Below are 18,280 nucleotides of genomic sequence, written 5' to 3' on the forward strand. Positions count from 1 at the left end.
GCCAGGGGCGAGAGCGCAAATTCATGGACTTCAGTTTCTGCCACTCCATGCCGGGGCGCATTCGTCTGAGCATTCCCGCGCTCGGGCAAAACCGCAAGCTGGGCGAAATCTGCCTTGGATGGCTGCGGGCGCAGGACGGCATCAGGACCGCGCGGATCAACTACGATTGCGCCAGCCTCGTGCTGGAATATGATCCGGCCCACGAGCCAAGACTGCTCGCCCTGCTGAACGGCTTCAAGAGAATGAGCCTGGCCGACGTCAAGGCGCTGTGCGCCAGCGCGGCGCACGACGCGGGCGCGCCGCGTGCCGGCGCACCGGAAGTCTCCAAGCGCTCGCCGCTGACACTGCCGACGCTGTCGCTGTTCATGGCGTTCAGCGCCAATCCCGTGATCGCGGCGGTCAACATGCCGCTGATGCTCTGGAACGCGATCCCGATCGCCAAGCGCGCCTGGAAGGTCTGGGCGAACGAGAGCCGGCTCAACATCGACGTGCTCGATACGCTCGCGATCACAGCCTCGGTGCTGCAGGGCAATCCGCTGGCCGGCTGCATCGTCACCTGGTTGATCAAGCTCGGCGACTGGATCCGCGACCTGACCGCTGCGGGCTCGCGGCGCGCGATCAACGAGCTGCTCGAATTTCAGTCGAAGACGGCTTGGCTGCTGCGCGATGGCGAGGTGGTGTCGATCCCTGCCGCCGAGTTGCAGAACGGCGACATCGTCGTGGTATATCCCGGCGAGATGATCCCGGTCGACGGCGAGATCATCGACGGCTCCGCCACCATCGACCAGAAGACGATCACCGGCGAGGGCCTGCCGGTGCATCGCGGCAAGGGCGAAGCCGCCTTCGCCGCCACGGTGATCCGCGAGGGTCAGATCACGTTGCGCGCATTGCGCGTCGGAACCGCGACCACCGCCGGCCAGATCGTGCGGCTGATCGAATCCGCGCCGATCGGCGACACCCGGATGCAGAACCACGCCGAACGCTTCGCCGACCGGCTCGTAGCCCCGACCTTGGCGCTCGCCACCGGCACCGCCATGGTCTCGGGCGATTTCAATCGCTTCCTCTCGCTTGTCATCGTCGATTACGGCACCGGCATCCGCGTTGCCGCGCCCACGTCGGTGCTGTCCTCGATGACGCTGGCCGCCCGCACCGGCATGATCATCAAGAGCGGCGGCCACATGGAGAAGCTCGCCGGGATCGACACCATGGTGTTCGACAAGACCGGCACGCTGACCCACGGCACGCCCGCCGTCATCGACGTGATCTCCTACCAGAACTCGATCACGCCGAACCACCTGCTCGGGCTCGCCGCAGCCGCCGAAACCAAGCTGCAACATCCGGTCGCCGAAGCGTTGCGGACGCGGGCCCGGCAGCTTGCGGTGAACATCCCGCCCTGCAACGAGACCACCTACCGCCTCGGCCTCGGCGTCGAGGGCCAGGTCAACGGTTACTATGTCCATGTCGGCAACCAGCGCTTCATGCGCCAGAGCCAGATTGCCGTCGACGCCTCGGCGCTCGATCGCACAGCGCTCGACGAGCGCGGCTATTCGAGCCTCTATATCGCCGTGGACGGCAAGCTCGCGGGCCTCGTGCCTTACTCCGACGAGATCCGCGAGGAGAGCCGTTCGGTGATCCAGCGGCTGCATGCGCTGGGCGTCAAGAACAGCATCATGCTGACCGGCGACAATGCGGTGGTGGCGCGCGCCGTCTGCGAGAATCTCGGACTCACCGAGCACTTCGCGGACATGCTGCCGGCCGACAAGGCCAACGTCATCCAGCAGCTGCAACGCCAGGGACGCAGGGTCGCGATGGTCGGCGACGGCATCAACGATTCCCCGGCGCTCAGCTTCGCTGACGTCGGCATCGCGATGAAGCATGGCGCCGAGGTCACGCACGAATCCGCCGACGTCATCCTGATGGAAGATTCGCTCTGGAAGCTCGTCAAGGCGGTCGAGATCTCGCAAGGCGCCGTCAGCCTCATCAAGCAGAACTATGCCATCGTCGCCGCGCTCAACACGCTGGCGCTTGGCCTTGCCTTGCCGGGCGGCCTGATCACGCCCGAGGTGACCGCGCTGATCAGCAACGGCTCGGCGATCCTCGCGAGCTTCAACGGCATACGGCCAATCCTGCGCTATCAATGAGCCAGGACCTCACCCAGCTCCTTGCACTTCCTCCCGGCGATCACGCCGCGCTACAAGCCGCCGTCAAGACGCTGGAGAGCTCCAACCTCGCGGCAAGGATCGCCGACTATGCCGGCGTCCCGGTCAACCGCGTCCTCAACCTGCTGCCGAAGGCCGCCAACCGCCAGCTCAGCGGGCTGGTGCGCACGGCGGTCATGAAGGGGCTGGAAGTTGCCGTCGACACGCTCGACGAGAAGCCGCCGCCTTCACCGGCGGTGACCTTCTCGTCGTTTCTCGCCGGGGTGACCGGCGGCGTCAGCGGCTTGTTCGGCTTCGGTGCGCTCGCGGTCGAGCTTCCCTTGACGACGACATTGATGCTGCGCGCGATTGCCGAGATCGCACGTCACCAGGGCGAGGATCTCTCAAAGATCGAGGCAAGGCTCGCCTGTCTCGAGGTCTTCGCCTACGGCACCAAGCGAACCGACGAGAATGTCGACATCGGCTACTACGCCGCCCGCGCGCTGATCAGCAAATACACCAGCGACGCGGCCGCCTATATCCTGGAGCGCGGCGCGGTGGATGCCTCCGCCCCCGTGATCTCCAATCTGGTCAGCGAAATCGTCTCCCGGTTCGGGCTGGTGGTCTCGGACAAGGCCGCGGCGGGCGCGGTGCCGATCATCGGCGCGGCGTTCGGCGCGACCGTTAATGTCATCTTCATGGACCATTTCCAGAAGATCGCAAAAGGGCACTTCACCGTGCGCCGGCTGGAACGGGTGCATGGCAGCGCCGACGTCCGCCAGCATTATGCGGCGATCGCGGCGAGGCTCGCGCCGCGGCGCGGCGTTGCGACGGCATGAGGCGTTTGGCAGCAATTGGACATCGGCGCCGTGCTTCCCCCTGAGGACACCAGGCTGCGCGACCTTCGTCGCATGCGGGCCCTCGCCACGGGCCTGCTGGTGCTCATGCTGCTGGTTTTTCTGGCGACCTCGATGGCGCAACCGCACTGGCCGTGGCTGGCCTATCCGCGCGCCTTCGCCGAGGCCGGCATGATCGGCGCCTGCGCCGACTGGTTCGCGGTCGTCGCGCTGTTTCGTCATCCGCTCGGCATCCCGATTCCGCACACCGCGATCGTTCCGCAGAGCAAGCAGCGCATCGCGGTGGCGCTGGGCCGCTTCATCGCCAACAACTTCCTGTCGCCGCGCGTGATCGGCGACCGCATCCGCGACGTCGATATCGCCGGTTGGGCGGCGCACTGGATCGAGCGGCCGTCGCACGCCCGCAGCGCCGCGCAACGCACGGTCTCGGCGGCCCATCAGGCCCTGCAGGCGACGCCAAGCGCCGACCTCAATGCCTTTCTGACCCGCCGCACCCGGCAGGGGATCGCAGCGGTTCCGGTGGCTCCGCTCGCCTCGCGCGTGCTGGCGCTGTTGTGGGCGCATGGTGACGCGCAGGCGCTCGTCGAGCGCATGATCACATCGGCGAGCGTGGCGCTCGCCAACAACAAGGAAACCATCCGCAAGAAGGTCTCGCAGCGCTCCTACCGGTTCGTTCCGAAATGGGTCGACGGCATGGTGGCCGACCGCGTCATCTCCGGCATCAGCCAGACGCTCGACGAGATGCGCGAGCCGGATCATCCATGGCGGATCGAGCTCAAGGCCGAGATCGAGCGCCTGATCGACCGGCTCGCCACCGATCCCGACTACCTCGCCAAAGGCGAGGAGCTGAAGCAGCAGATGCTCGACAATCCCGCGGTGATCCGGCAAATCGACGCGATGTGGCAGGCCATCGAGGCGCGGCTGAATTCCGCGGCCACCTCGGCCGCGATCGCGGACGCCATCGAAACCGCCCTGATCTCGGTTGCCGCACGGGTCCGTGACGATGCCGAGATGCGCGACCGCATCAACCGCTGGCTTCGCGTCGCCGCCTTGCGGGCGGTTGCATCGCGACGCCAGGAGATCGCGGCCTTCATCCGCAAGGTGGTCGAGAACTGGGACACCGAAACGCTGATCATGCGGATCGAATTGCAGGTCGGGCGCGACCTGCAATTCATCCGGATCAACGGAACTGTCGTCGGAGGGCTGGTCGGCCTGCTGATCTTCTCCGTCTCGCGCTGGCTGTAGCGCGTTCGCTCGCGCTCAGGGAAAGCGAATGCGCAGCAGCGGCAACTGCTGCAGCCTGTCGAGCAGGCGCACCATCTGGCCTGCGGCCAGGCTGAGGCAGCCGAGCATGAAGTGGCGGCGGGTCAAGCCGCGCGCGCGATCCGCGAACTCCAGGCGCTGGAGACGCGGTTCGGGAGCAGCGTGCACACATAGGGCGGGGAGCGTCGTCATAGGCATCAACCGATCGGAATGCGGATTTCCGGCGCCGTGGTCATCTGCTCGATCGTGTTGTCGAACGACAGGCAATCCGGGTTCTCACCCGGCATCCGGCGCAGCGCCTCGGCGAACTGCTCCTGCTCGAGCAGGAACGAGCGGCCGTCGCGCAGGCGGGCATAGGCCGCCCAGGGAACGAATTTGGTGAACGGAAACGGAAATCCCTCGCGCGGCGACACGTCGATGTTGAGGCCGGAGACGAACAGCACGTTCTTGGTCTGGAACGCCGGCTCACGCAGAATGCTCCGGTAGGTGCGATCGAACTCGGCCTGGGTGACGAAGCGGGCGGCATCCAATGCGGGATGTGGCGACGTCACCAGCGCCGGCATCACAGGCGCGAGCGCGGCCTCGAGAATGTCATGGCCCTCGGGACCTTCGGCCGACGCACGGCGGAAGTGAAACAGATCAGGTAACAGCGCCGTGCCGATCGGCGCGGGTGTCGCGCCAAAGCAGGCTTCGCCGAGCCGTTCGCGGATCGCCTGACCCGCAAGAAAGACCTTTGACGTGCTCAGCACGCTCAGCGGCTGACCCGGCGTCTCGACCATGCGGTCGAGCCACAGAAAGACACCTTCGCTGCGGCTGTCGTCGAGATAGTGATTGTCGATCCGGAACACCGCCTCGCCATTGAGCCGGCCGCATTGCACTTGCTTGCAGGCAAGCGCGTACTCGTCCTCATACCAGCGCAGCACGCCGCAGAGCTTGCCGCAGCAATCCCCGAACCTGCAGCCGTCGGTGCGGCGGCGCTGATAGACCCCGAACCGGCCATCATCGGGATTGTAGCCGACATGGCTGGCCTGGATCAGCACCAGGTCCTCGCCGTGATGGGCAAACGGCCCGTGGCGGTTGATCGCGACCTTGCCGCCGACGCGTCCGTGGTCGAACGGAAAGGTTCCGAAATGCTGGGCCAGCAGCATGACCGGATAGCCCTGGCTCTCATCGGAGCAGAAGGCGCGCGACGGCAGCATATGCCGCCGCTCAAAGCCGAGCGACCGGCAATAATTGTAGAGCCGCGGAACGAAATGGCCGTAGCGCATCGCAAAACGACCAACCCGGAAGGTTTCGATCATCCCGCTGCCGCCCGACCGCTCCGACCAATCCAGAGTGCACGCAGGGCGCACGTCCCCGCTTCCCTTAACCGACGGAACGGTAGATGGCCTTGTTGACGGTTATGTGAACATAACGGCCGGGTGGCGCGCTCAGCGCCCCCAGCGCAGCACGACCGGATCGAGCGAGCGCGCGATCTCGATCAGGCCGGCGCGCGTCGCCGGATGCAGCGGTTGCAGCGGGTGCCGCACTGTGTCCGACTTGATGACGCCGCCCTCGCGCATCAGCACCTTGCAGGCCTGCAACCCGCATTGGCGGTTCTCGTAATTGATCAGCGGCAGCCAGCGCGCATAGGCCTGCACGGCTTCGTCGCGTCGGCGGGCGAAGAACGGATCCACGATCTGGCGGATGCCGTCGGGATAACCGCCGCCGGTCATCGCACCGGTGGCACCGGCATCGAGATCGGCCATCAGCGTGATCGCCTCCTCGCCGTCCCACGGTCCCTCGATCACGCTGCCGCCCTTCTCGATCAGGCCGCGCAGCTTATTCGCGGCCATCGGCACCTCGATCTTGAAGTACCTGACATTGGCGAGCTCTTTCGCCATCCGCGCCAGGAAGTCCACCGAGAGCGGTGTGCCTGCGACCGGCGCGTCCTGGATCATGATCGGGATGTTGATGGCGTCCGACACCACCCGATAGAATTCGTAGATGCCCGGCTCGCCGACGCGGAAGGTCGCGCCGTGATAGGGCGGCATGATCATCACCATCGCAGCACCCGCGGCCTCCGCCTCGCGGCTGCGCGCGGCACACACCGCCGAGGAGAAATGCGTGGTGGTGACGATCACGGGAATGCGGCCCGCGACGTGCTCGAGTACCGCATGCATCACGGTCTCGCGCTCGGCATCGGTCAGCACGAACTGCTCGGAGAAGTTGGCGAGGATGCAGATGCCGTGCGAGCCGGCATCGATCATGAAATCGATGCAGCGCCGCTGTCCGTCGAGGTCGAGGTTGCCGCCGGCGTCGAAGATGGTCGGCGCCACCGGGAAGACGCCGCGATAGGGACGCTGTGCCGAATTTGTCATGTCAAATCCTCCCTCATGATCTGTCGCAGCTTGATCTTGTCACACCTTGCGGAACGGCAGCGGCGGACCTTCGAGCCTGCGCAGGCCCGGCTCGCGCCGCTCCAGCCACCAACCATACTGCTTCGGCCACGACGCGAACACCTCGCCGCCTCCGCCGCCAAGCGCAAGCTCGGCATGCAGCGGCCAGTTCGGATCGAACAGCGCCTCGCGGCCGATCGCGATCAGATCGGCTTGGCCATTGGCGAGGATATCTTCCGCCTGCTGCGGATGCAGGATCAGGCCGACCGCGATGGTGGCGACCTCGGCGGCGCGACGGATTTCCTCCGCATACGGCACCTGGAAGCCATAGCCGCGCGGAATCCGCGCCGCGGTTGCCGAGCCGAGCAGGCCGCCCGACGAACAATCGATCAGATCGGCGCCGCGCGCCTTGGCTGCGCGCGCGAATGCGACCTGATCTTCAAGCGTCAGGCCGCCATCGACACCGTCGACCGAGGAGATGCGCACCGCCAGCGGCCTCTCCGCAGGCCAGGCGGCGCGCACGGCCTCGATGATCTCGAGCGGATAGCGCATCCGCCCGGCGCGGTCGCCGCCATAGGCGTCGCTGCGGCGGTTCGACAATGGCGAGAGGAATTCGTGCAGCAGATAGCCATGCGCACAATGCACCTCGACGAATTCGAAACCGGCCTCCACCGCGCGCAAGGTGGCGCGGCGCCATTGCTCGCGCAACGCGGCGAGCTCGGCCACATCGAGCGCGTGCGGCATCAGCCAGCCTTGCTCCATCGGGACCGCGCTCGGCGCCACGATGCGCCACGGCAGATCGCCACGGGCGCGGTCGGCTTCGTCGAGTGCGGCATTGCCGTACCAGGGGCGCTGCATGCTGGCCTTGCGGCCGGCATGCGCGAGCTGGATCGAGGGCACCGCGCCGTTGTCCTTTAGGAAGGCGGCGATGCGTTCCAGCGGCGCGATCTGCTCGTCGTTCCAGATGCCGACATCGCCATGGGTGATGCGTCCCTCGGCGGTGACCGCCGCGGCCTCGACCATCACGAGCCCGGCGCCGCCCTGGGCGAATTTACCAAGATGAACAAGATGCCAGTCATTGGCGAGGCCGTCGGTCGCTGAATACTGGCACATCGGCGAAATCAGGATGCGGTTTCGGGAGGTCACGCCGCGAAGCGTGATCGGCTGAAACAGAAACGGCTGCGACATCGGGTCCTGCGGGAACGTGGTGGCGGGAAAATGGCGGCGGAAAACTAGGCGGCGCGCGAGCTGATCGCAAGCCGCGCTGTAGCGCAGGCGGCAGGACCAGCGCGCATGCAGCATGTCCACGGCGGCGCGATCCGCAAACCCGCAACACGTGCCGCAGAAATTTTTCCCGGTTGGTAAACATTTTCCGTCATCGCCGGGTCACGCCACGAATCGCAATTCGTGCCCGGTATGCCTACATTGCCGACATGAAAAAAATCGGATTCCTCTCGTTCGGGCACTGGACGCCCTCCCCGCAATCCCAGGCCCGCTCGGCTGCGGATGTGCTGCTGCAATCGATCGACCTCGCGGTCGCCGCCGAAGAACTCGGCGCGGACGGCGCGTATTTTCGCGTCCACCACTTCGCCCGCCAGTTGGCCTCGCCCTTCCCGCTGCTGGCGGCGGTCGGCGCGAAGACCAGCCGGATCGAAATCGGCACCGCCGTGATCGACATGCGCTACGAAAATCCGCTCTACATGATCGAGGACGCCGGCGCGGCCGACCTGATCGCGAGGGGACGTTTGCAACTTGGCATCAGCCGCGGCTCGCCCGAACAGGTGATCGATGGCTGGCGCTATTTCGGCTATCAGCCCGGCGAAGGCGAGACCGACGCCGACATGGGCCGCCGTCATGCCGAGATCTTCCTCGACATGCTGCGCGGGCAAGGTTTTGCGCAGCCGAATCCGCGGCCGATGTTTCCCAACCCTCCCGGGATGCTGCGGCTCGAGCCGCTCTCGGAAGGCCTGCGCGAGCGCATCTGGTGGGGTGCCGGTTCGAACGCCACCGCGGTCTGGGCCGCAAAGCTCGGGATGAACCTGCAGAGCTCGACACTGAAGAGCGACGAGACCGGAGAGGCCTTCCATATCCAGCAGGCCGCGCAGATCCGGGCCTACCGCGCCGCATGGAAGGAGGCCGGTCATACCCGCGAGCCGCGGGTCTCGGTCAGCCGCAGCATCTTCGCGCTGGTCGACGACCGCGACCGCGCCTATTTCGGCAATGGGCAGGAGGAAGACCAGATCGGCTTCATCGACGAGCGGACCCGCGCGATCTTCGGCCGCGGCTACGCCGCCGAGCCGGAGAAACTGATCGAGCAGCTCAAGACAGACGAGGCGATCGCGGAGGCCGACACCCTGCTGCTGACAGTGCCCAATCAACTCGGCGTCGCCTACAACGCGCATGTGATCGAGAGCATCCTGACTCACGTCGCGCCCGCCATGGGATGGCGCTGATCACGCCCGAAGGATGATGCGGTCTCGGCCACTTGCCGGCCGCTGTCGCGTTCCGGCGGAACTCCGTTCTCAAACGCGGAGAACTACGGAAACATAAATGCGTGTTGTGAGAAGAACAGGTCGAGTACAGTTCGTTAGGCGCGCACGTTGCGTGAACAGACCGCCGTAATATCCCGGGATCATCGCGCGAGGCTCGTGCCGCGACGCGCGAACGATAAATGCGCACTCGATCAAAACAATCGCAAAGCGCGCGTCGTCTCAAATGAACGCGGGCAGATGCGAGCGGAAACGGTCATCGCTCAGGCCTGCCAGGGCGCGCCGGTCCTGGCGCATAAAAGGGATTGACCAGGCAGGTTGCCGGAGCCCCCACGGCGCTCGCCTGGCACTCCTTCATCGACGTGAAGATGCAATCCATCCGGTCGCCGACCAGTTCACCGTAAACATGCAAGCAGACCGGATAGCGGGGATCATACATTTGTGCCGATGCCGGCTTCGTCATGCAAAGCACGCCCAGCGCGAGCAGCAGCGCTCCAAGCAACCTCACGTCAAGTCTCCCGCTATGGCAGCAAAATACATTATCTCGCCGACAACACCGTCCCGCGCAATTTAGCCTTGGGTTTGGCCTTGGGGCTGGAGCGGGCGAAGGGAATCGAACCCTCGTATGCAGCTTGGGAAGCTGCCGTTCTACCATTGAACTACGCCCGCGATCTCAATTGCTTGAGGTCGCCCCTCACGGGTGCGACCGCCGGACCATAGCCCGGGCCGAGGCAGAGGATCAAGCGTGCATTGACACCGATCATAGCAGCGCCACCCGCTACCAGCCCATCCTCACGAGCACGTCATTGATCACAAAGGGCGCAGCGGCGGATGCGTCGCAGCTTCCGCCGCGTGCATAGATGCAGGCATCGCTGAAGCCGACGCGGGCACAGCTTTGCCGTGAGAATTCCGCCGGCAGATCGCCTGCGGCCTCGGGCCGCGCAAGGATGCGGTTGAAGGCCGGCTTGGTCGCCCGCAGCAGCAGCGGCGGCAGGACCATCTCGGCGAGCGGATCGGCGGGCTGCAGCGCATAGAGCGGCACCGGGCCGACCAATCGTTCGCGCCCCGGCAACTGCTGGAAGCGAACGTCGTAAAGCGCAAGGCCGCACATCTGCGGATCGCTGCGCAACTCAGCCGCAAGCCGCGCAGCGCCGACGCCGCGCGTCCAGTACTCGCGCATCTCGTCGCTGGTGCCGGCCAGCGTCACTGACAGCAGCGCCCAGCCACTGAGGACGATCGGCAATGCCCAGCGGCGCCACGCAACCTTCGTGCGCAGCCATTGAACCCAATCGGCCGATCCCAGCGCCGCGACGATGGTGAACAGCACCACGGACAGGAAGATGAAGCGGTATTCCTTGTGCGCGATCAGGCTGTGGAAGACGAGGTTGACCAGCGCCGCGGTCGCGAGCAGCGGTGCGTGCCGCCAGCCGCGCCAGATCGCAGCAAGAGGGAGCAGGATCGCCACCGACCACACGGTCATGAAGTCGATCAGATAGGCCGACGGCGGCGACACGCCGAATTCGATGGCGCGGTCGTGGACAAGGTTTTCCCTGATATTGGCGATCAGCCAGGCGAACGGCACGCTGCCATGCGCAAGGTCGATCGCGGCCGCGATCAACAGCGCAACCAGCCCGCCGGCGACCAGCGGACCCAGGTTTCGCCAGCGCGTCCAGCACGCCCCGAGCGCGAGCACGGCAATGGCCGGCGCAAACTGGAAGCGGCAGACAAAGGCGAAGGCGAGCAAGGCGCCGCCGATCGCGAGACGCCGCGGTGAGGGACGATCGGTGATGAGCAGCGCCGCCGGCACGATCAGCGCTGTCGCCAGCGGCTCGCCCAATGTGTGTGGCGCGAGCATGATCAATTCGAACCAGACTGCGGCCGCGAAGGCCGTGACGACGGCATGGGTGCGCGAGATCCGCGCGCCGAGGAACCAGGCGCTGACCACGATCGACAGCGACGCGGATGCGGCGATCAGACGCGGCACCAGGAACGCACCTGCGCCGGCAGGCGCAATCGCATCACCAAGGGCAACCGGCCCGGCCATCAATGTCGGCAGCAACCAGCCACGAATGCCGTCGCGCCATTCCCACGTCAAAATGCCGTCATGGCCGAGCATCCGCCACGCCGGCTCAAGATACTGATAGGTCTCGTCGGGATAGATCACGTTGGGCCAGACGGCGGCCGCAAGGCGCAAGACCAGCGCCAGCAGCAGCAACGCGAAGAGCGGGTGAACACGCCCGCTCGCACGCTCGACCATGCCTGCGCTGCCGGGCGCGGCTTCAGCGCTCGTGCTGGTCATCGTTCCGTCGATCGTCTTTTGGAGCAGCATGCCGGCGACCAGATAGCGGGCAAAGCCTTTAAGATGCGTGACCGGAGGATGCGTGACCGGACGTTGGCAAGGTCACACAGCATCGGTCGCGACATGCTTAACCAATCGTCAAGATTCCGGATGCGCCGCACCGCGACGATGCTATGCTCGCATGTGGGGGCGTCATGGCGGGGCGTGGGTACACCATTTTCGACACGGCAATCGGCCGATGCGGCATCGCATGGGGCGAAGCCGGTATTGCCGGGGTCCAGCTTCCCGAGCTCCGCGAAATCGAAACCCGCAAACGGCTGTTCCAGCACTACGCCGACGCACGCGAGACGCGGCCCTCCGAGGAGATCGAGGTAGCGATCGAGGGCATTGCAGCGATCCTGTGCGGCGACGATGCCGATCTCGCGGGCGTTGCGCTCGACATGAGCGCCATCCCGGCCTTCAACCAGCGCGTCTACCAGGCGGTGCGCAATATTCCCCGCGGCGAGACCCGGACCTATGACGAGGTGGCGAGCGCCCTACACGCGTCCGGCGCGGCCTATTCGGTGGCGCAGGCGCTCGGCCGCAATCCCTTCATGATTATCGTGCCCTGCCACCGCGTGCTCGAGGCGGGCCACTATGCCGACCGGATCTCGCTGAACGGCGGCAGCGTCTCCAAGCGACGGCTGCTCTCGATCGAAGGCGCCCAGCCGACCACCAGCAAGACCCTGTTTGACGTGCTGCTGCCCGTTGCGCGGCCCCGACCGCAAGCCTAAATCTGGGGTATGACCCGGACCACACTGTTGCAGCGCGATCGCATCACGGTGAACGAGTTTCGCTGCACGGCGGAGCCCGGCGACAAGCCGTTCGTCGAGCAGTTCGCCTGCCATTCGGTGTCCTATGTGCGCAGCGGCAGCTTCGGTTGCCATTGCCGCGGCCGCTTCCATGAGCTGGTCGCAGGCTCGATTCTGGTCGGCCATCCCGGCGACGAATACACCTGCACGCACGACCATGTGGTCGGCGACGAATGCCTGTCGTTCTTCCTCGACCCGGAGCTGGTCGAGACCATCGGCGACCGTACCTCGGTCTGGCAGGTCGGCTCGGTGCCGCCGCTGCCCGAATTGATGGTGATCGGGGAGCTCGCCCAAACGGCGGCAGCTGGCAACAGCGACGTCGGCCTCGATGAAGTCGGCCATCTCCTCGCCAGCCGCCTTGTCGAGCTGGTGTCGGACCGCAAGGCAAAGCCCCTCACCGCCGGCTTGCGCGACCGCCGCCGCGCCGTCGAAGCGGCGCTGTGGATCGACGCCAATTCACACCATCAGATCGATCTCGACGATGCCGCGGAGCAGGCCGGCTTGAGCACCTTCCATTTCCTGCGGCTGTTCTCAGCGGTGCTCGGCGTGACCCCGCATCAATATCTGGTGCGCTCGCGGCTGCGCCATGCAGCGCGACGGCTGGTGGATAACGACAGCCCGGTCACCGATATCGCCTATGACGTCGGCTTCGGCGATCTCTCCAATTTCGTGCGCAGCTTCCACCGCGCCGCCGGTGCCTCGCCGCTGAAATTCCGCCAGGCCTCCCGCGGCGACCGCAAGATTCTCCAAGAACGCCTTGCGCTGCAATAGCTAGGTTCTCCCGGTCCGCGCGTCCGTCGACGCGCGCAACGACCGGAGACTCTATCATGTACGACCACATCGGATTGCGCGTCGCCGACCTCGACGCCAGCGTCCGCTTCTACACCGCGGTGCTGGCGCCGCTCGGCTTCGTGCTGTGTTCACGCGACGACAGCGGCGCGGGCTTCGGGCCAAAGGGCGAGCCCGCGCTCTGGCTGCATCTGCACAAGGGCAAGGCGCAAGGCGGCGCGCACATCGCGTTCCGCGCCCCGAGCCATGACGCGATCAAGACATTCCACACCGAAGGCGTGAAGGCCGGCGGCAAGGACAACGGCGCGGCGGGCCATCGCAAGGACTACAGCCCGACCTACTACGCGGCGTTCCTGCTCGATCCCGACGGCAACAATGTCGAGGCGGTGTCGACCTAAACCTCAATCTTCATCCTGATCAAAGGACCACATTCCATGGCTTCAATTCACAAGGACATTCCGATCGACGCGCCGGCCGATCATGTCTGGAACGCACTGCGCGATTTCGGCGCGCTGCACACGCGGCTGGTGCCGGGCTTCGTGACCGACACCAAGCTTGACGGCGACGTCCGCACCGTCACCTTCGCCAACGGCACCGTGGCGCGTGAGACGCTGGTCGATTGCGACGACAAGCGACGACGGCTGGTCTATGCGATCACCAGCGAGCGGGTGAAACAGCACTCCGCCTCGGTGCAGGTGTTTGCCGACGGCGACGCGCGCTGCCGGGTGGTGTGGATCGCCGACGTGCTGCCGCACGAGATCGCGCCCTACATGGACGCGCAGATGGACCTCGGCGCGGCAGCGATGCAGGCCGCACAGGCCCGGTCGGCCAGGGACAAGAACGCGGCGTAATCAACCCTGTCACCGTCACCCTGAGGTGCTCGCGAAGCGAGCCTCGAAGGGCGACGGCCCGACTTTTCCCACGGGCGCACGCTGAAGCTTCGGGGCCGTGCATCCTTCGAGGCTCGCTGCGCTCGCACCTCAGGATGACGGGTTTATTTGCCTAAGACAGCGCCGGCTGCGCCCCGACAACTGGGGCCGACTTGCCCCAGCGCGTCAGGATCACGCTGAGGCAGGAGAGCACGCCGAGCACGCCCATCGACGCGGCGGCGAGTGTGAAGAAATCTTGCGCACTCGCTTCATGCGTGGACAGCCACCAGCCGCCAGTGCCGATGAAGATCAGCCGTGCGGTCTGCGCCAGCACCGGACCCAGCACCTTCGCAGCGCCCTGCGAGGAGAAATACATCGACATTGCGAGGCCGATGAAGGCGTACATCGGCGCGGCGGTCGACAGGTACTGATGGCTGGTCGCCCGCACATGTGGATCATTGGTGAACAGGTTGACCCAGAGGTCGGGGAAGGCGGCGATGAAGCTGCCGACCACGCCGACCGCGAGGAACGACATCGTGCCCGCGGTCCAGGCGATGCGCCGGGCACGCGCGACGCGCTCGGCGCCGACGGCCATGCCGATCATCGGCACCGAGGCGATGCCGACCGCGAAGGCGACCGAGGTCAGCATGAATTCGAGCCGCGCGCCGATGCCATAGCCGGCAAGCACCGCAGTGCCGAACTGCGCCAGCATGTGGGTGAAGATCGAGATCGTCAGAACCGACTGCAGCGGCGAGAAGCAGGACACCGCGCCGACCCTGAGGATGTCGATGAACATCGCCCATTGCACGCGCAACCCCTTGAGTTTCGGCTTCACACGGGCGCGGCCCGAGAACAGATACCACCCCATCACGCTGATGCTGATCGAATAGGCGATCAGCGAACCCGCGGCGACGCCGCGCATGCCGAATTGCGGCACAGGCCCGAGGCCGAGCCCGAGCGTGCCGCCGAGAATGATCTGGCACACTGCCGAGGACAGGATCATGGTCGACGGCAGCTTCATGTTGCCGGTGCCGCGCAGGATGCCGGCCATCGTGTTCATCAGCCAGGGCAGGATCGCGCCGCCGAAGAAGATCTGCGAATAGGCGATCGCATTCGCCAGCACGTTGCCGCGGCCGCCGAGCAATTCGAGCAGGCGCGGACCGAAGATCAGCATGCCCAGCATGAAGGTGGCACCGAACGTCAATCCGATCAGCAGCGCATGCATGGCAAGCGTCGAGGCGCGCTCGATCTCGCCGGCGCCGAGCGCGCGCGCGATCGCGGATGCGACGCCGCCGCCCATCGCGCCGCCGGACATCGTCATGGTCAGGATCACGCAGGGAAACACCAGCGCCATCGCCGCGAGCGATTCGACGCCGAGCCGGCCGATGTAGGAGGTCTCCGCGATCACCACGCAGGTGCCGGCAGAGAGCGCGATCACGTTCGGCCACGCCAGCCACAACAGCGTGCGCAAAATCGGCCCGTCGAGCAGCGCGTTGCGCGCGGGTCTCGTCACCGGCGGCGGCAGCGGCCGTTCTTGTTCGTCGACAGGTATTTCGGCGAGGCCGAGGTCGGACATTTTCACTCCCACGCGCGATCTGGGGAGCCGCGCCATGGTGTTTCCCTACCATGGCGAACGCGGATTCCACGTGCGCGGGACGCAAGGGGGGCCTGCGTGATTGCAGGTGAACCCAAGCGCTAGCCGATCGACCAGACGAACGGCTAGATACAGGTCATCCTCCCCTGGAGGGGGAGGATCGGTTCGCATGAAATGCGAACCGAGGTGGGGTGAAGGTTTCTCATATCGGGCGCTGCCTGAGTGGAGAGATCACCCCACCCCGCCTCACATCTCGCTTCGCTCGCTGTGAGCCGACCCTCCCCCTCCAGGGGAGGGTGATCTGTGTCTAGCCGATTGACCAGACGAACGGCGCGCCGGCGGCGCCATTCGGCTCCAGATGCACCGGAATATGCCGTCCGCAGCCGGCCGCCAGCCCTTCGAACAAGCCTGTCAGGACGCTGGCGCAGGCCGGATGATAATCGGCCACATCCGCCATCAGTTTCCAGCCCTGCTGGCGGATCTCGAACTGGCCCTCGGACTCGCTGATCTCAGCAGCATCGTCCTGCGACTCGAAGAGAGTGCGCAGGAATGCGGCAAATTCCGTGGCACGGCCACGACCGCCGCCGAGCGCCTGCGCGACCTCGTCGAAATACTGCATGCCAATCAGCCTGCCGGTGAGATGCAGCAGATAGCTCGCATCCTCAGGCCCGAACACCTGGACGATGACGGGCGCGGCCGTCTTCACATATTCCATCGCGTAGTTGCGATAGGCCTTTTCCAGCCGCGGCTTCGGCCAGCTGTCGACCGGCAGCGCCGGCGCGGTCTTCGGGTCGAACAGCGGCGCCTCGAGGTGGCGCGCGAACACCAGGCGCTGGTCGAGCTCGAGCGGATGATCGTATTCGCAGTAATAGCCCTCGAGCCCGTCCTGGCCGTCGACGCTCTGCTTGGTGCAGACGAAGCCGAGCCTGAGATCGCCGAGGGCTGCACCGTTGTTGGCGTGCCAGCCGCGCAGCATCGCGCGCGAGACCTCGCCGGGCACTCCGCAGATCGCCGTGCCCTTCCAGATCCAGCGCGGCGGCGGATAGCGGATCCAAGCCTTGCGGTCGGACTCGTACATGTATTCGACATGCACGCCGCCGATCCAGTTGGAGAGATAGTGATACTGCGCGGCCGCGACCGCAGGCGGCAGGCCGTCGAGGCCGAGCTTCTTCAAGCCGGGCAGGAAGCGCTCCTGCTGCTGGCGGCGAAACACGCGGAAGACGAACTCGGCGGCATCGGCGGTGCCGCGCCGCGTGACCACTGTGAGGATCAGCCCGGTGAAGAAGGCGTGATAGAGATCGGCGACGCTGCGCCACTTCCGCCACTGCGCTTCCTGCTGCGCTGAATCTGTTGCGGCGCTCATGTTCGCTCCCGGCTTGTTGTTTTCTGGACTGTGTCATCACCGGCGCGGCGACGCAACCAAACCCAAGCGCAGTGTCATCGCCCGACTTGATTGGGCGATCCAGTATTCCAGAGACAGTCGTTGTCGATCGAGAGGCCGCGGCGTACTGGATTCCCCGCTTTCGCGGGGAATGACAGCGGAGGACGACGCGAAATCCGGACTACGGAATTACACGCGAAAATGCTTGGAGAGCTTCAAGCCCTGCGCCTGATAGTTCGAGCCGATGCGCTGGCCATAGAGCGCGTCCGGGCGCTCGAGCATGCGTTCATAGACGAGGCGGCCGACGATCTGGCCATGCTCGAGAATGAACGGCACCTCGCGCGAGCGCACTTCAAGCACGGCGCGCGCGCCCTTGCCGCCGGCGCCGGCATAACCGAAGCCGGGATCGAAGAAGCCGGCATAGTGGACGCGGAATTCGCCGACCAGCGGATCGAACGGCACCATCTCCGCGGCGTAGTCTGGCGGCACCTGCACCGCCTCTTTCGAAGCCAGGATGTAGAACTCGCCGGGATCGAGGATCAGGCTGCCGTCGGGCCGCGCCTTGATCGGCTCCCAGAATTCCTCGACCGAATAGCCGCCGCGGCGATCGACATCGACCACGCCGGTGTGGCGCTTGGCGCGATAGCCGACGAAGCCGCCGGAGTTCTCGCCGGACAGATCGACCGAGAGCGCGACGCCGTGGGTAAGGTCGGCATTGTCGGCATCGACCAGCCGCTCGGCGGCATGCAGCGCGTCGAGCTCGTCGGCAGTCAAGGTCGCCTCGCCGATCCGGAAACGGACCTGGCTGAGCCGCGAGCCCTCGCGCAGCAGCACGGGAAACGTCTTTGGGCTGATCTCGGCGTAGAGCGGACCGTGATAGCCGGCACCGATCATGTCGAAGCGGCGGGTGCCGTCGGCGATCACGCGGGTGAAGACGTCGAGCCGTCCGGTCGAGCTCTTCGGGTTGGCCGCGGCCACGATCTCCGGCGGCAGCGCGAGGCTCTCCAGCAGCGGCACGATGTAGACGCAGTTGGTCTCCAGCACCGCACCGTCGGAGAGATCGATCTCGTGCAGCTTGAGCTGGTCGATCCGCTCGGCGACGGTGGCGCCGGGCCCCGGCAGGAAGCTGGCGCGGACGCGGTAGGCGATGTCGCCGAGGCGCAGGTCGAGGCTCGCCGGCTGGATCTGGCTCTCGACAAAGTCGTAGACGGGCAGAATGAGGCCGGCCTCCGCCATCTCCGCGATCATGCGGTCGGGCAGGATTCCGTTGGATTCATCTTCCAGCGTGAACGACACGTCGCGGTCCCTCGGCGATCCCTCGAGATGGCCCAAAATCATACTCCGAGCGGCCACCAAGCCCCAAATTATGGGC

The 18,280-nt window shown here is 65.9% G+C and carries 17 protein-coding genes and 1 tRNA gene; 8 read left to right on the plus strand and 10 right to left on the minus strand.

Features of this window, described 5'->3' with window-relative positions; translation table 11 throughout:
• Window positions 1-23: 23 nt before the first annotated feature.
• From ACE103_RS39445 to ACE103_RS39455, 3 genes are read left to right on the plus strand one after another with little or no spacing between them, the layout of a single operon-like run.
• Window positions 24-2,141, plus strand: coding sequence for a heavy metal translocating P-type ATPase (locus ACE103_RS39445; RefSeq protein WP_375777363.1), 2,118 nt, complete (start codon window positions 24-26; stop codon window positions 2,139-2,141).
• Window positions 2,138-2,977, plus strand: a complete 840-nt coding sequence (locus ACE103_RS39450; protein ID WP_375777364.1) for an EcsC family protein — start codon at window positions 2,138-2,140, stop codon at window positions 2,975-2,977. The genes ACE103_RS39445 and ACE103_RS39450 overlap by 4 nt, the downstream gene beginning before the upstream one ends.
• Window positions 2,978-3,007: 30 nt before the next feature.
• Entirely contained in the window at window positions 3,008-4,240 is a 1,233-nt protein-coding gene (locus ACE103_RS39455; RefSeq protein WP_375777365.1) for a DUF445 domain-containing protein, read from the plus strand.
• 15 nt (window positions 4,241-4,255) lie between these two features.
• Here the strand turns inward: ACE103_RS39455 and ACE103_RS39460 are convergent, their stop codons facing one another.
• The 4 genes from ACE103_RS39460 to ACE103_RS39475 form a co-directional block, all read right to left on the minus strand.
• The gene (locus ACE103_RS39460; RefSeq protein WP_375777366.1) at window positions 4,256-4,450 is read right to left on the minus strand and encodes a hypothetical protein; all 195 of its coding nucleotides are present in this window, start codon (window positions 4,448-4,450) and stop codon (window positions 4,256-4,258) included.
• Between the two features lie 5 nt (window positions 4,451-4,455).
• On the minus strand, window positions 4,456-5,559 hold the full coding sequence (locus tag ACE103_RS39465) for a hypothetical protein (RefSeq protein ID WP_375777367.1): 1,104 nt from the start codon (window positions 5,557-5,559) through the stop codon (window positions 4,456-4,458).
• 129 nt (window positions 5,560-5,688) lie between these two features.
• The gene (locus ACE103_RS39470; RefSeq protein WP_375777368.1) at window positions 5,689-6,618 is read right to left on the minus strand and encodes a dihydrodipicolinate synthase family protein; all 930 of its coding nucleotides are present in this window, start codon (window positions 6,616-6,618) and stop codon (window positions 5,689-5,691) included.
• 39 nt (window positions 6,619-6,657) lie between these two features.
• The gene (locus tag ACE103_RS39475; RefSeq protein WP_375781272.1) at window positions 6,658-7,824 is read right to left on the minus strand and encodes an NADH:flavin oxidoreductase/NADH oxidase; all 1,167 of its coding nucleotides are present in this window, start codon (window positions 7,822-7,824) and stop codon (window positions 6,658-6,660) included.
• A gap of 245 nt (window positions 7,825-8,069) precedes the next feature.
• On the opposite strand from ACE103_RS39475, the gene ACE103_RS39480 reads away from it, so the two are divergent.
• On the plus strand, window positions 8,070-9,089 hold the full coding sequence (locus tag ACE103_RS39480) for an LLM class flavin-dependent oxidoreductase (protein ID WP_212319776.1): 1,020 nt from the start codon (window positions 8,070-8,072) through the stop codon (window positions 9,087-9,089).
• Window positions 9,090-9,381: 292 nt separating this feature from the next.
• Here the strand turns inward: ACE103_RS39480 and ACE103_RS39485 are convergent, their stop codons facing one another.
• From ACE103_RS39485 to ACE103_RS39495, 3 genes are all read right to left on the minus strand, one after another.
• The gene (locus ACE103_RS39485; RefSeq protein WP_375777369.1) at window positions 9,382-9,633 is read right to left on the minus strand and encodes a DUF3551 domain-containing protein; all 252 of its coding nucleotides are present in this window, start codon (window positions 9,631-9,633) and stop codon (window positions 9,382-9,384) included.
• Between the two features lie 87 nt (window positions 9,634-9,720).
• Window positions 9,721-9,794 (minus strand) — tRNA-Gly (locus tag ACE103_RS39490).
• A gap of 109 nt (window positions 9,795-9,903) precedes the next feature.
• Window positions 9,904-11,424 (minus strand): 4-amino-4-deoxy-L-arabinose transferase, encoded by a 1,521-nt coding sequence (locus ACE103_RS39495; RefSeq protein WP_375777370.1) that lies wholly within the window; start codon window positions 11,422-11,424, stop codon window positions 9,904-9,906.
• 194 nt (window positions 11,425-11,618) lie between these two features.
• On the opposite strand from ACE103_RS39495, the gene ACE103_RS39500 reads away from it, so the two are divergent.
• Genes ACE103_RS39500 through ACE103_RS39515 form a run of 4 tightly spaced genes read left to right on the plus strand, consistent with a single transcriptional unit; the run spans window position 11,619 to window position 13,915 of the window.
• Window positions 11,619-12,197 (plus strand): methylated-DNA--[protein]-cysteine S-methyltransferase, encoded by a 579-nt coding sequence (locus ACE103_RS39500; RefSeq protein WP_375777371.1) that lies wholly within the window; start codon window positions 11,619-11,621, stop codon window positions 12,195-12,197.
• A gap of 9 nt (window positions 12,198-12,206) precedes the next feature.
• On the plus strand, window positions 12,207-13,046 hold the full coding sequence (locus tag ACE103_RS39505; protein ID WP_375777372.1) for a helix-turn-helix domain-containing protein: 840 nt from the start codon (window positions 12,207-12,209) through the stop codon (window positions 13,044-13,046).
• A 56-nt stretch (window positions 13,047-13,102) separates the two neighbouring features.
• Window positions 13,103-13,462 (plus strand): VOC family protein, encoded by a 360-nt coding sequence (locus ACE103_RS39510; protein ID WP_375777373.1) that lies wholly within the window; start codon window positions 13,103-13,105, stop codon window positions 13,460-13,462.
• A 36-nt stretch (window positions 13,463-13,498) separates the two neighbouring features.
• Entirely contained in the window at window positions 13,499-13,915 is a 417-nt protein-coding gene (locus tag ACE103_RS39515) for an SRPBCC family protein (RefSeq protein ID WP_375777374.1), read from the plus strand.
• Window positions 13,916-14,066: 151 nt separating this feature from the next.
• Here ACE103_RS39515 and ACE103_RS39520 read toward each other — a convergent pair whose 3' ends face one another.
• The 3 genes from ACE103_RS39520 to ACE103_RS39530 all read right to left on the minus strand — a co-directional run bounded on the left by ACE103_RS39520 (window position 14,067) and on the right by ACE103_RS39530 (window position 18,156).
• A complete protein-coding gene (locus ACE103_RS39520) occupies window positions 14,067-15,509 on the minus strand; it encodes an MATE family efflux transporter (RefSeq protein ID WP_375777375.1) in 1,443 nt (480 codons plus the stop codon).
• Window positions 15,510-15,834: 325 nt separating this feature from the next.
• On the minus strand, window positions 15,835-16,890 hold the full coding sequence (locus ACE103_RS39525; protein WP_375777376.1) for a hypothetical protein: 1,056 nt from the start codon (window positions 16,888-16,890) through the stop codon (window positions 15,835-15,837).
• Window positions 16,891-17,097: 207 nt separating this feature from the next.
• A complete protein-coding gene (locus ACE103_RS39530) occupies window positions 17,098-18,156 on the minus strand; it encodes a 2'-deoxycytidine 5'-triphosphate deaminase (RefSeq protein WP_375781273.1) in 1,059 nt (352 codons plus the stop codon).
• Window positions 18,157-18,280: the final 124 nt, after the last annotated feature.

Origin of the sequence: Bradyrhizobium sp. ma5 (assembly GCF_042258955.1) — a bacterium.
Lineage (GTDB): Bacteria > Pseudomonadota > Alphaproteobacteria > Rhizobiales > Xanthobacteraceae > Bradyrhizobium.

Coding starts and splice junctions, on each gene's coding strand:
- ACE103_RS39445 (WP_375777363.1), top strand. CDS start 24: ATGGACTTCAGTTTCTGCCACTCCATGCCGGGGCGCATTCGTCTGAGC.
- ACE103_RS39450 (WP_375777364.1), top strand. CDS start 2,138: ATGAGCCAGGACCTCACCCAGCTCCTTGCACTTCCTCCCGGCGATCAC.
- ACE103_RS39460 (WP_375777366.1), bottom strand. CDS start 4,450: ATGACGACGCTCCCCGCCCTATGTGTGCACGCTGCTCCCGAACCGCGT.
- ACE103_RS39465 (WP_375777367.1), bottom strand. CDS start 5,559: ATGATCGAAACCTTCCGGGTTGGTCGTTTTGCGATGCGCTACGGCCAT.
- ACE103_RS39470 (WP_375777368.1), bottom strand. CDS start 6,618: ATGACAAATTCGGCACAGCGTCCCTATCGCGGCGTCTTCCCGGTGGCG.
- ACE103_RS39475 (WP_375781272.1), bottom strand. CDS start 7,824: ATGTCGCAGCCGTTTCTGTTTCAGCCGATCACGCTTCGCGGCGTGACC.
- ACE103_RS39480 (WP_212319776.1), top strand. CDS start 8,070: ATGAAAAAAATCGGATTCCTCTCGTTCGGGCACTGGACGCCCTCCCCG.
- ACE103_RS39495 (WP_375777370.1), bottom strand. CDS start 11,424: ATGACCAGCACGAGCGCTGAAGCCGCGCCCGGCAGCGCAGGCATGGTC.
- ACE103_RS39500 (WP_375777371.1), top strand. CDS start 11,619: ATGGCGGGGCGTGGGTACACCATTTTCGACACGGCAATCGGCCGATGC.
- ACE103_RS39505 (WP_375777372.1), top strand. CDS start 12,207: ATGACCCGGACCACACTGTTGCAGCGCGATCGCATCACGGTGAACGAG.
- ACE103_RS39510 (WP_375777373.1), top strand. CDS start 13,103: ATGTACGACCACATCGGATTGCGCGTCGCCGACCTCGACGCCAGCGTC.
- ACE103_RS39515 (WP_375777374.1), top strand. CDS start 13,499: ATGGCTTCAATTCACAAGGACATTCCGATCGACGCGCCGGCCGATCAT.
- ACE103_RS39520 (WP_375777375.1), bottom strand. CDS start 15,509: ATGTCCGACCTCGGCCTCGCCGAAATACCTGTCGACGAACAAGAACGG.
- ACE103_RS39525 (WP_375777376.1), bottom strand. CDS start 16,890: ATGAGCGCCGCAACAGATTCAGCGCAGCAGGAAGCGCAGTGGCGGAAG.
- ACE103_RS39530 (WP_375781273.1), bottom strand. CDS start 18,156: ATGATCGCGGAGATGGCGGAGGCCGGCCTCATTCTGCCCGTCTACGAC.